At 73.6% G+C, this 12,578-nt stretch carries 7 protein-coding genes; 6 read left to right on the plus strand and 1 reads right to left on the minus strand.

From position 1 onward, the window contains the following. Positions 1-33: 33 nt before the first annotated feature. Genes SMD20_RS36290 through SMD20_RS36315 form a run of 6 tightly spaced genes read left to right on the plus strand, consistent with a single transcriptional unit; the run spans position 34 to position 10,604 of the window. Positions 34-3,594 (plus strand): TcpE family conjugal transfer membrane protein, encoded by a 3,561-nt coding sequence (locus SMD20_RS36290; RefSeq protein ID WP_329589947.1) that lies wholly within the window; start codon positions 34-36, stop codon positions 3,592-3,594. Between the two features lie 47 nt (positions 3,595-3,641). Beyond that, the gene (locus SMD20_RS36295) at positions 3,642-6,119 is read left to right on the plus strand and encodes an ATP-binding protein (protein ID WP_329589949.1); all 2,478 of its coding nucleotides are present in this window, start codon (positions 3,642-3,644) and stop codon (positions 6,117-6,119) included. After that, the gene (locus SMD20_RS36300; protein ID WP_329589951.1) at positions 6,116-8,470 is read left to right on the plus strand and encodes a type IV secretion system protein; all 2,355 of its coding nucleotides are present in this window, start codon (positions 6,116-6,118) and stop codon (positions 8,468-8,470) included. Before SMD20_RS36295 ends, SMD20_RS36300 begins: the two co-directional genes overlap by 4 nt. Before the next feature lie 13 nt (positions 8,471-8,483). Beyond that, positions 8,484-9,104, plus strand: coding sequence for a hypothetical protein (locus SMD20_RS36305; RefSeq protein WP_329589953.1), 621 nt, complete (start codon positions 8,484-8,486; stop codon positions 9,102-9,104). Continuing rightward, on the plus strand, positions 9,101-10,195 hold the full coding sequence (locus SMD20_RS36310) for a C40 family peptidase (RefSeq protein ID WP_329589955.1): 1,095 nt from the start codon (positions 9,101-9,103) through the stop codon (positions 10,193-10,195). Before SMD20_RS36305 ends, SMD20_RS36310 begins: the two co-directional genes overlap by 4 nt. A gap of 13 nt (positions 10,196-10,208) precedes the next feature. Next, positions 10,209-10,604: a (deoxy)nucleoside triphosphate pyrophosphohydrolase gene (locus SMD20_RS36315; RefSeq protein WP_329589957.1), complete on the plus strand. Its 396-nt coding sequence runs from the start codon at positions 10,209-10,211 to the stop codon at positions 10,602-10,604. Positions 10,605-10,649: 45 nt separating this feature from the next. On the opposite strand, the gene SMD20_RS36320 is transcribed toward SMD20_RS36315, so the two are convergent. Beyond that, positions 10,650-11,348, minus strand: a complete 699-nt coding sequence (locus SMD20_RS36320; protein ID WP_329589958.1) for a hypothetical protein — start codon at positions 11,346-11,348, stop codon at positions 10,650-10,652. Positions 11,349-12,578 lie beyond the last annotated feature (1,230 nt).

The raw sequence follows: 12,578 nt of genomic DNA on the forward strand, positions 1-12,578 counted from the left end.
GTCATACACGAGCGGGTGAGGGAGGAGGACCGGGTGGACCTGCCCACGTACACGAACATCTGGCGCATCGAGAAGCGGCTCTACAAGCTGTACGACCTACGCCTGCCGATGCCGCTCCCCATCGTCTGGATCGGCGTCTTCGTCGGGGTGTTCGTCCCGTGGTCCCTCCTGCTGATCCTGGTGGGCGTGCCGGTCGCGATGCCGTGGCACGTGCTGTTCCTGGTGCCGCCGGGCATCGTGACGTGGCTGTCGACCCGTCCCGTCATCGAGGGCAAGCGGCTCACCGAGCTGCTGGAGTCCCAGATGCGTTACCTGGGTGAGCCGAAGGCCTGGTACCGCCTCGCGCCCGGGGCCGAGCCGGAGACGGTCACCTTCTCCGCCCGCGTGTGGCGCACCACGCCGGTCCGGGTCAAGGCCCGGCGTCCCGCCAAGGCGCGGCAGGCGCAGCGACGGGCCGAGGAGCAGCGGGCGGCGGGTCCGCGGCAGGTCCGGCCGGCGGTCGCCGCCGCTGCCGCCGCGGCCGGGCAGGCTCCGGTCGCGGAGCCGACGACCGGGCGTACGGGCTGGGGCTCCCGCCGCGGCACGGCTCCCGCCCTGCGCGGGCGGGTGCGGCAGGGCACCGCCGAGGCGCTTCCCGCCGGACGCGAGCGCCCCCTGGCCCTCCCGCCCGGCGCCGACCCGAACGGCGCGGACCGGCCTGCCGAGACCGGCCGCGAACGGGTCCGGCAGGAGGACGGCGCGAAGGCCACGCGTGGGCGGGCCCGTCAGGAGGACGGTGCGAAGGCCGTTCGTGGGCGGGCGCGGCAGGAGGACGGCACGGAGTCCGTCGGTGGGCAGGCCCGGCAGGAGGACGGCGCGCGTCGCAAGGGCGGCAAGCGGCGGATCTTCGGCCGGGACGACGCGGTCCAGGAGGCCGCCAGCCAGCAGACCGCCCTCCGTGAGGCGGCGCTGCGCGAGGCGGCCCTTCGTGAAGCCACCCTCCACGAGGCCACGCACGGAGCGGGCGAGGAGCCGGTGAGCCGCCTGGCGACCCCCTCACGGCCCGCGCAGGAGCCCACCCCCGCCGAGCAGGTCGCGCCGCAGGCTCACGAACAGGGCCGGGATGAGGCATCGGCTCCTGAGCAGGGCGAGCTGACGGCCGGCGAGCGTGACGAGACGCAGACCCGGGCGCAGGCTCAGGACCAGGCCGAGGCGCAGGTTCATGGTGAGGTCGCCGAGGCCGAGAGCAGTGCAGCCCGTCGTGATGGCGAGGCAGAGGGGCGGGACGTCCGTCGCGGGACGGTCGTGCCCATCCGCTCGGGAGGTCAGGGCCGTAAGTCCGGCGCCGCCAAGCCGATCGACACCGAGGCGCTGCGGCGGCTGAGAAGGCTCGCGGCGAGCGCCGACGCCCCGTCGGACGCCGCGGCCCGCGCGGATGCCCGTACGGATGCGGATGATCGGGTCGGCAGCGAGCGGCACGAGGACGAGGTCGCCCGCGACCAGCACCGGAAGGGCCAGCCGCCGAGGCTGGGCCCGGCCCTGGTGCTCTCGGGCCCCCACCGGGCCTGGCCGCCGCTCGACCCCAACGCGAAGCCCCTGCCCCGCCCGCCGGCCCCGCGCGCCGAGCAGCCGACCCGAGACGCGGCCACTGGTGCGCAGGCGGGCAGTGGCGAGGACACGCCCGCGATCCCGTCCAGCGCCCCCGGCGCGGCCGGCACGGCTGTCCCTGGCGGGACCACGGCCACCGGCGCCGAGGACAGTCACGCCGAGGCGGCTGGCGGGGTGATGGCGAGCGGCGCTCCGGCGGATGCCCCGGCAGCGAGCGCGCCCACCGCCGACGCCCCCAAGGACAGCAGCCTCGTTGAGAGCGGCGGTGCTGTGAGCGGAGACACCCGGCGCGGCGGTGCTGTGAGCGGCGGTGCTGTGAGCGGCGGTGCTGTGAGCGGCGGGTCCGAGCGGCGGGCGGCCTCCGGGAACACCGGCAGCGCCGAGGCGACCGAGGACGCCGGCAGCATTGCGCCCACCCAGGGCAACGAGCTCACCGACAGCACCGAGGCCGCCCGGGGCACCGGGGATGCCGGCAGCACTGGGCCCATCCAGGGCAATGAGTTCGCCGACAGCGCCGACGCCGCCCGGAGCGCCGAGGATGCCGGCAGCGCTGCGCCCACCCAGGGCAACGAGCTCACCGACAGCACCGAGGCTGCCCGGAGCCCAGAGACCGACGGGAGCGCCGAAGCCGCTCGGAGCGCCGAGGCCGTCCGGAGCGCCGAGGCCGCCCAGAGCAACGAGCTCACCGGCGACGCCCAGGCCCGTCGGAGCAGCGAGGCCGCCGAGGCTGAGCCCACCGCAACCACTGGCGGTGCCGAAGACGCCGGCGACGCGGACGAGGGCGGGGAGCGGGGGCGGCGGGGTGGAGGGTGGCCGCGGTTGGCGCCTGTGGCCCCGGACGCGCCCGCCCCGGCGGCGCACCGCGCCCCGGAGCGGCCCCCTGCCCCCGCCGCCGCGGCGCACCGCGCCCCTGAGCGGCCCGTCGCCCCGCTCAGGGGACGCCCCGGCGCGCCGGCGGACGGGCGGTCGGGCGAGCTGGTGGCGCCCGTGCCGGGGCCGCGGCCCGGGGAGGGACGGGTGCGGAGGGTCGAGTCCGTCGTCGGCCGGGACTCCGGCGGGTGGCGGCGGATCGCGCAGGTCGTGGTCGGCGGCTCCTCGGTACGCACCGACGGCTCCGAGATCGACGAGGCCCGCGCCAGGGCGGTGTTCGGCGGCAGCCGCAGGATCCTGGTGCTCGGCTGCACGGGCGGCGCCGGCCAGAGCACCACGGCCCTCATGCTGGGCCACACCTTCGCCCAATACCGTGACGACAGGATCGTCGCCGTGGACGCCAACACCGGCGGCGAGACCCTGACCAGCAGGATCGAACCCGAGACCCCCGAGACGCTCACCTCGCTGCTGGCCGGCCTCGACCGGGTCAGCGGCTATCTGACGATGCGCGGCTACACCACGAGGACGGCCACCGGCCTCGAGGTGATCAGCGCCGACACCGACGCGGGCGCCGAGCAGCGCCTGGCGGACCGGTCGCGCTTCTCCGACCACCGCCTGGGCGAGTCCATGAGGCTGCTCGACCGCCACTACAAGCTGGCCGTCATCGACCCGGCCGCCGCTCTGGCGGCCCGCCTCCTGCCGTACGCCGACCAGCTCGTCCTGGTGGTCCCGGCGAGCGAGGAGGCGTCGGAGGCGGTGGCGATGACGTACGAGTGGCTCGACGGGCACGGCTGCGCGGAGCTGCGCAGGCGTGCGGTGATGGTCGTGAACGGCGTGAGCAGGCGTTCCATGGCCGACGTCGAGCAGGCTGAGTCGGTGGCCAGGGGCAGGTGCCGGGCCATCGTCAGGGTCCCCTGGGATGACGACCTCGCCCCGGGCGGGGCGGAGGTCGTCGATCCCGGGCAGTTGCGCGCGGCCGGGCGACGGGCCTACCTCGCCCTCGCGGGCGTGGTGGTCGCGGGCTTCGCCGCCCAGTCGGCCCAGACGGCGCGGACAGCGCAGTCGGCGCAGAGCGTACGACCGAGCGATGAGGAGTTGGCGAGTGACCCCCCGGGCACGAGAATCGGTGAGCGTTAAGTGAACAAGCGAGCAGGTCTGGCCCGTTCATGCGCCGAGGGGGCGGCATGAGCAGGGCGTCCCGAGCGCACCAGCGCCTCGCGGTCCGCTACTTCGACGACCGCATCCTGCTCACAGACACCTGCGCATGGGCGTATTTCCGCCTTCCGACGGTCAGCTACGAGTTCGTCACTCCCGAGGAACGGGAGGCGCTGGCCACCAACATCACGATCGCGCTGGCCGCGATCAGGATGCCCGACGCCGAGGTCCATCTGCGGGTGGCGCACCGCACCTACCCGGCCGCCGAGTGGGCGATGGCGCTCAACGCCACCTCCGACGAGGGCCCCGGCTGGCGCGACTACCTGGAGGAGATGTACCGCCACGTCTGGGCGAAGGACTTCTGGACGAAGGAGGTCTATCTCGGCGTACGCCTGGGCCCGCGCGGCAAGCAGCTCGGCAGCGGCGTGCTCGCCCAGCTCCTCGGCTTCTACCAGAAGACCGAGAAGTCCCTGGGCATGACGGACGACCACGTTCCCGACAGCGAGATCGGCCGCTGGACCGAGCAGGCGGAGCGCCTCGGCCGGGCGCTCGCGTCGAGCGCCCTCTACGCCCGCCACGCCACCTCCGTCGAGGTGGCGTGGTTGTTCCAGCACGGGGCCGCGGGCGCGTCGGGCGACGCGCCGCCGTCGGCGAGCCCGCGCAGGCGGTGGGGCAGGGGCGAGATCGAGACGCTGGTCGAGGGCGAGATCCACAACGGCAGGAGTCTGCTGCGGATCGTGCAGCCGCAGGGCGACTCGTACGTGGCCCACCTGTCGTTCGCCCGCTTCCCCGACCTGATGCCGTTCCCCGACGGCGAGCCGTGGATGCACTTCGCCGACCAGCTCCCGTTCCCGGTGGAGATCTCCTCCAGGATGCGGCTGATCCCGCCGGTCAAAGCCTCGAAGGACGTGGCGCGCAAGCTGGCGCACGCCCGCGACATGGACCACCACATCCGCGAGGCGGGCGCGGAGGCCCCGCTGGCGCTGGCCGAGCAGATCGACGCGGCCCGGATGCTGGAGCACGGCATCACCAAGGAGCGCCTGCCCTTCGTGTACGGCTGGCACCGGCTGATCGTCTCCGCCCCGACCGAGGACATCTGCGTGCAGCGGGTGGAGGCGGTGGTCGAGCACTACCGGGACATGGGCATCGACGTGGTCAACTCGACCGGCGACCAGTTCTCGCTGTTCTGCGAGTCGCTGCCGGGCGAGAAGGTACGGGTCAACGCCTACGCCCAGCGCCAGCCGCTGCGGACGATCGCGGGCGGCATGGCCACGGCCACCGTCGATCTCGGCGACCGGCTGGGCGAGGGCAGCGAGGGCTGGCTGGGCCCGTACATCGGGGAGACCGTCGGCAGGGCGCGCAGCATCGTGCACTTCGACCCCCTGGTGGCGGCCACCCGCAACCGGCCGACGGCCATCGCGATCACCGGCGAGCCGGGCGGCGGCAAGACCACGCTCGCGCTGCTGATGATCTACCAGATGGCGCTGCGCGGCGTCACGGTCGCGGTGATCGACCCCAAGGGCGACGCCGAGTCGCTGGTGCGGCTGCTGGACAAGCGCGGGCGCAAGGCCCGGATCATCCCGCTGGGCTCGGCGGCGCCGGGCCTGCTGGACCCGTTCTCGTTCGGCGACGACATCGCGGCGAAGAAGACCATGGCCACCGAGACGCTGCGGCTGCTGCTGCCGCGCATGTCGGAGGAGCGCGAGTCGGCGATGATCCAGGCGGTCGCGGCGATCTCCAACCAGCCCGACCCGTCGCTCGGCAAGGTCGTCGACCACCTGGAGCAGTCCGACGACCCGGCGTCGAAGAACCTCGGCGCGGTGCTGCGCTCGATGTCGGAGATGCACCTGGCCCGGCTCTGCTTCGACCCCTCCGGCGGTGACCAGATCGACACCGAGGGGTGGACGACCGTCTTCACACTGGGCGGCCTGACCCTCCCCGACGTGGCCACGACCAGGGAGGACTACTCGTACGAGCAGCGGCTGTCGGTCGCCCTGCTCTACCTGGTGTCGCAGTTCGCGCGCAGGCTGATGAACGGCCTCGACCGGCGCGCCCCCAAGGCGATCTTCCTGGACGAGGCGTGGGCGATCACGTCCACGCCCGAGGGCGCCAAGCTGGTGCCCGAGGTCAGCCGGATGGGCCGCTCCCGCAACACCGCGCTCGTGCTGGTCTCGCAGAACGCGGGAGACCTGCTGAACGAGCAGGTGACCAACTGCCTGTCGTCCGTGTTCGCGTTCCGGTCCACCGAGCGGGTGGAGGTGAACCACGTGATGTCCCTCCTGGGGGTGGAGGCGTCCGAGGAGCACAAGGCCGTGCTGCGCTCGCTCGGCAACGGCGAATGCATTTTCCGCGATCTGGATGGCAGGGCCGGCCGCATCGGAGTAGACCTGGTCTCCGATGAGCTTCTTCGCTGGCTCGACACGAACCCGACACACGACAAACCCGATCGCGACGGGCATGATGATCTTCAGGGGGGCGTGGGCAGGCCGCAGGAGGTACGGTCATGAAGATCCGGCTATCCCGACGACTCGCGCTGGCACTCGCGCTGGTCACCGGCATCCTCGTGGTGCCGCTGGTCGTGGGCGGGTTGTCCGCGCCGGCCGCCGCGGCACCGTGCGACCTTTCCGGGCCGCTCACGCCCGAGGTGGTGGGCGGCGGCACCGACGGGCTCATCCAGGCCCCGGCTCCGGCCGGCGCCCAGCCGAGCGCGCCGGTCACCAATTACGGCCAGTTCGGCATGAGCGGCCAGTTCTGGCACACGCACGAGCTGGGCTGCGGCGACTATGTCGCGGTGCTCGGCAACATGTGGGCCAACGGCATCTTCACCGCGGCCAAGGCCATCGACCGGCTGACGATCACCACGTACCAGGCGGCGGCCACCGAGGGACCGCTCCAGTCCATCAAGGACGTCGTCGACGACATCGTCACAAACCTGGCCAACGCCATGTACTGGCCGTTCCTTCGCCCGATCGTGATCCTCGGCGCGATCTGGCTCGCCTGGTACGGCCTGATCCGCAAGCGCGCCACCACGACCGCCGAGGGCGTGATCTGGATGGTGCTCGCGGTCACCGTGGCGACCTGGTTCTTCAGCCGTCCCGGCGACTTCACCGGCCTCGGCAAGGTCGTCACCGACAAGACCGGCGAGGTCGTCAACTCGGCCTTCTCCGGCCTGCCCGGCGCGGGCGGCGCGTCCTGCCTGCCGCCGCCCGGCCAGACGAGCGCCGAGCTCAAGCCCGGCGGCTACGGCCAGGTCGGCACGCCCGGCGTCGAGCAGAACGCCGACGCGCTGTGGTCCACGCTGGTCTGCAAGCCGTGGCTGGTGGGCCTGTTCGGCACCGCCGACCCGCAGCAGCCGATCGTGCGCGACTGGGGCCGCAAGGTCCTGGAGATGCAGTCGATCCCGCCCGCCGTCGCCGGGCAGGCGGCCCCCGACGTGGGAGCGCGCCAGCAGGAGTACGCCTCGCTGGCCGACAAGCTCAGGAACGACCCCCGCTACACGGTCTTCTCCGGCCGCGACTGGTCCAACCGGCTCGGCGTGGCGGTCGGCGCGTTCATCGCCGCCATCGTGGCGGGCCTGCTCATCTTCCTGGTGGCGGTCTCGCTGCTGGTGCTCAAGGTGGGCTTCCTGCTGCTGCTGATCATGGGGCCGGTGTTCCTGCTCATCGGCGTGCATCCGGGCAGCGGCCGGATCATCGCCATGCGCTGGGTGGAGATGCTGGTCGGCACGCTGCTCCGGCAGGCGGTGCTGACGCTGGTGCTCGGCGTGCTCGTGTACGGCTACGCGCTGATCATCTCCACGACCATGCCGTGGGGCATGCAGGTGCTGTTCATGGCCCTGCTGACGATCGCGGTGTTCTTCTACCGGCGTCCGTTCCAGCATCTGTTCGCCTCGCTCAACGGTCACACGGTCGCGACCCGGATGCTCGGCGAGGCCGCCAGTTCGTCGGTGCTGGAGCGGTCGGCGGCCGTGCTGCCGCCGGTCGCCTCGGCCCGCATCGGCCGCTGGGGGCTGCGTAAGGCCGAGCCCGCCATCCGCGCGGCCGCCGCGGCGAGCGGCGCGGGCGCGGGCGCGGCCGCCGTGGCCTCGACGGCGGGGCAGGCGCGCGTACGGGCCGAGGAGGGCGACGCCGCGGCGGCGGGCACCCGCATCCCGGCCACGGCAGCGCCGCTCGACACCGACGCCCAGGGCGGCAAGGCGGGCGCGCGGGCGCCGCTGGAGCCGCGCCGTGGCACCGCGCCGCCGCTCAACCTGGGCGGCGCGGCCCGCTCCGGCGGCGGCGTCGCCGGGCCGCGCGTGAGCGGCGCGGGCGGGCCCCGGGTGGGCGGCGCGAGCGGCCCGCCCAGAGCGGCCTCCGGCGCGTCCGCGGGCGGCTCAGGTGGTTCTTCAGGCGGCTCGGGCGGTTCGGGCGGCTCCGGTGGTGGCGGCTGGTTCGGCGGCGGGTCGGGCGGGGGCTGGGCCTCGCGCGGCGGCTCGTCGGGCGCGCGGGGCGGTTCCGCCCGCAGCTCCAGGTTCGGCGGCTCCGGCGGCTCCGGCTCGCGCGGCTCAGGCGGCGGCCTCTTCGGCGGCTCCGGCGGGTCGGGCGGCGGCTCGAACGGCAGGTCCGGCGGCGGGTCCAACGGCGGGGGCGGCAGCCTGTTCGGTGGCGGCTCGCGCAACGGAGCCCGGCCGAGCGGCGGTTCACGCGGCCCCGCCGCCCGCCCTTCAGGCGGCTCGCGCATCTTCGGCGGCTCCGACGAGCCGGCCTCGCGCGCCTCCGAGGCCCCGCCTCTGTGGCTGCGGGGCAGCGGCAGGAACGGCGGCTCCGAGGAGACGTCCGTGCCGTTCTGGCTCAAGCCGAACAGCTCCGACAAGGATTGAACAAGGACGCAACATGCCGCAGCCAGGTGACAGGCGGGGTGCCGCCTTCGCCGTCATCGTCGTGATCATCGCCGCGGTCGGCATCTATCTCATGTGGGCGGACTGGGGGGATTCGCCCGAGCAGCAGCCGCAGGCCGCGCCGCCCACGCGGGTCGCGATCGTCACCCCGACGCCGCTCGCGACCGCGAGCAACGCGCCGTTCGACGTCTACGACTACCTGCCGATGAGGAAGGAGCAGCTGGCCGCGGCGGCGGACCTCGCCGAGCGCTTCACCGCCGTGTACGGCACCTTCCGCTACGACGAGGACGCGGCGGCCTACGCCGCCCGGCTGAAGGCGTACACGACGCCCGAGCTCGGCGCCCTGCTGACCCGCACGGTGACGTCGGCGGGTGCCGTCGAGCAGAACCGCGCCGACGAGCTCGTCTCCCAGGCGACGGCCAAGCTCAAGGAGATCAGGCAGGTCGGCAAGGGCTCGATCATCTTCGTCGTGACCGGCAACCGCCAGGTCACGGCGAAGAGCGGCAACAAACTGCTCACCGAGGAGTACGCGGTGACCGTGAGCGAGTCCGGCAGCGACTGGCGCGTCTTCGACATCATGCCCGCCGACGAGGGCCAGGACGGTGACACCGGGTGAACGTCTCGCGCACGCGCCTCGCCCTCCTGCTCGGGCTGGCCGGGGCGCTCCTGCTGGTGGCCGTCATCGTCTCGCCGATGCTGCTGATGTCGCTGCCCTCGTTCATCAGCGACGGCCGCACCTCGATCGACTGCACCGACGACGCCCAGGTCGAGGAGGTCTCCGACACCGCCACCTCGGACATCCCCGACGACTACCTGAAGTTCTACAAGGAGTACGGCAAGAGGATCGGCGTCCAGTGGAACATCCTGGCCGCCGTGGGCAAGCGTGAGACCGACCACGGCCGCTCCACGCTGCCCGGCGTACGCAGCGGCACCAACTCGGCGGGCGCGGCCGGGCCCATGCAGTTCCTCATCTCCACCTGGGGCGGCAAGGCCAGGGTGCCGGTGGAGACGCCGTTCACCGGGTACGCCTCCGACGGCGACGGCGACGGCATCGGCGACGTCTACAACCCGGCCGACGCGATCCTCGGCGCGGCGCGCATGCTCAAGCGCAACGGCGCGCCGGAGAACGTGCGGCAGGCGCTGTTCGTCTACAACCGCGCCTGGTGGTACGTGGACCAGGTCGAGGAGATCGCCAGGAAATACGCCAAGTCCGGCGACGTGAAGGTGCCGCCGCAGGCGGAGGAGGAGTGCGACGAGCCGCTGATCGAGGCCGCGCCGACCACCGTGGTCGCCAAGATCCTGGCGTACGCGCTGGCGCAGCGCGGCAAGCCGTACCTTTGGGGCGGCACGGGGCCGGACGCCTTCGACTGCTCCGGGGTGATCTACGCGGCCTACCGGTCGGCGGGGCTGCAGATCCCGCGTACGACGTTCGGGCAGTGGCCGTTCGGCGTCCGGGTGTTAGAGGGCCAGGAACAGCCCGGTGACCTGGTGTTCTTCAACGCCGGGCCGGGCACGTCGGCGAACAACCCGGGGCACGTCGGACTCGTCGTCTCCAAGGGCAAGATGCTGGAGGCCCGGTGCACGCTGTGCGGCCCCATCAAGGTGACCAGCTACTCCGCCCGCGGCAACCGCATCGGCTTCACCCGTCCGCTGCAGAACCCAGCCGTCCTCGACCAGCTCCAGAAGTTGCAGAATCCTGCCCTGTGAGGAACATCGACGCATGAGCGTGATCGTGGTCGTGGCCGCCGTGATCGTCGACCCGGACGGCCGGGTCCTGGCCGCGCAGCGGGCCGAGCCGCCGGCGCTCGCCGGCGGGTGGGAGTTCCCCGGCGGGAAGGTGGACCCCGGCGAGGGCGAGGAGGAGGCGCTGGTCCGGGAGTGCCGCGAGGAGCTCGGCGTGGAGATCACGGTCGGTGAGCGCGTCGGCGGTGATTGGCCGCTCTCCCCGGGGTACGTGATGCGGGTCTGGCTGGCCGCCCTCGCCTCCGGCACGCCCGAGCCGCGGGAGCATCTGGCGTTGCGGTGGCTGGCGCCGGACGAGTACTACGACGTCGAATGGCTCGGGGCGGACCTGCCCGTCATGAAGACCGTGGAGAGCATACTCCCGGCTGATTGAGTCCTCTCTCTCTGTGACACAATGGTTACTCGGCGTGATTACGGGTCATGTGTCACAGCGGGGGAGTTGGACGATGCGTCGTGGCTGGATGCTGGCCGGAGTGGTGATCCTGGCCGCCGTGCCCGCCGTTCCGGTGGCGGCGAGCGGGGTTTCGCTGGTGCTGGAGCGGGTGGGCGCGGTCCAGGACGGCGTGGGCACGTGGCTCCGTACGGGGGACACGCAGCGGTTCCGGGTCCGGGTCAACGGGATGTCGGTGGGGGGCGGGCGCGTGGCCGTGGCGGTCAGCCCCGTCGCGGCGCTGTCGGTCACCTGTGGGGGCCTTTCGACGGCGGGGCGTGAAGGGTTTGCCGTGGGGTCGGGGGCGGCGCGGCTCGCCGACCGCGCGCTCACCCTGGCGGGGGTCGCCGAACGGGATGACGCCGTGGTGTCGCCCGGGGCGCGGGTGTGCCGGCTCGGGAGCGCGGCGGACGCGCGATCGGTGGACGTGACGGTGATGGCTCCGGCGGGGGCCGACCAGGTGGTGCTGGCCGCCGTCGCCAAGGTCCGTCCCGAGGCAGGCGGTGCTGCGGAGACGCTGGAGAAGACGTTCGCCACGCCTGTCCTGGGCGCAGAGTCGGTGGTCGGGGGGCAGGCGGTCGGCGGGCCGGCGGTCGAGGGCGCCGCGTCGGGGGCGGCCGACGGGGGGCGCTGGAGCCTGCCGGCCTCGGCCGGATCGGACCAGACGGTGGTCGCCCCGACCGCCACCCGCTGCTTCCCAGCGCACCGCTGCCCGTCGCCCGAGCTCGACCAGCCCCAGCAACTGACCGCCGAGGTCGCCACGGGCAATGCCGGGCCGGGTTGGCCGGGCGGTGAGCAGTCGCTTCTGCTGGGCGGGGAGCAGTCGGTGCGGTCGGGCGCAGGGCAGCCGGTTCAGCCGGAGGTAGGGCAGCAAGTCGGGGCGGAGGTAGGTCGGCAGGTCAGGCCCGTGGTAGGGCAGAACAGGCCCGCCAGGCAGGAGTGGGAGAACAGGCGCGCCAGGCAGGCATGGGGGAACAGGCGTGCCAGTCAGGTCAGGCAGGCCGGGCAGATGCGGCATGGGCAGCAGGTCAGCGCGGAATCCCGCGTCCTCCCGCCGGCGCAGGCGGTCCCGCCGGCTCAGGCTGTCCCGCCCGAGCTGGGTGTCCCGCCCGAGCTGGCTGTCCCGCCCGAGCTGGGTGTCCCGCCTGTGCTGGGTGGCCCGCCCGCGCAGGCTGTACCGCCGGCGCAGGCTGTCGCGCCCGCCGGGACCGCGTCGCGGGTTCGGACTGCGCCACAGAGGCGCGCAGGGGCAAGAGGGCGGGCCGTGCGTTCCACGCGAACTGCCTCACGAGTGCAGGCTGTGCCGCCCGCGCAGGCGGTCCCAGAAGTGCAGGCCGTGCCTTCCGCGCAGGTCCCCGCAAGAGCGCAGGTCGCGCCGCCGGCACAGGCGGCTCCGACAACGCAGGCCGGGACTCCCGCGCAAGTTGCCCCAAGAGCGCAGGGAGTGCCTTCCGCGCAGGCTGCCCAGAGAGGGCGGGCCGTGGCCGCCGCGCAGAAGGCTCCGAGGGCGCAGGCCGGGACGCCCGCGCAGGCCGGGACTCCCGCGCAGGCCGGGACTCCCGCGCAGGCTGTCCCGCCCGTGCAGGCGCCCGCAGTTCAGGGTGTCACCGGGCTGGGAGCACCTCAGCAGGTCCAGGGTGGGCAGGGGGTTACAGGCGGCGTCATGCCTGGGGCGGCGATTCCTCAGGTGGCGGAAGGGTCTGGGCAGGCGCTTTCTGGGCTGCGGTTGCCGGAGGTGGCGGGGGGCGACGGGATGTTGGACGTGCCGCCGGGCCTGGCCGGCGGGCTTCCCGGGAACGGCCCGGTTGTGCCGCCGGCGGGCGGCGGCGGGCTCGGAGTGCCTCTGCCCATCGAGGTACGAATGGCCCATGAGCGACCTCGGCCGGTGGCCGCTGTGGTCAATCCACTGAAGGGAAG

The organism is Nonomuraea sp. LP-02, assembly GCF_036289125.1.
Taxonomy (GTDB): domain Bacteria; phylum Actinomycetota; class Actinomycetes; order Streptosporangiales; family Streptosporangiaceae; genus Nonomuraea; species Nonomuraea bangladeshensis.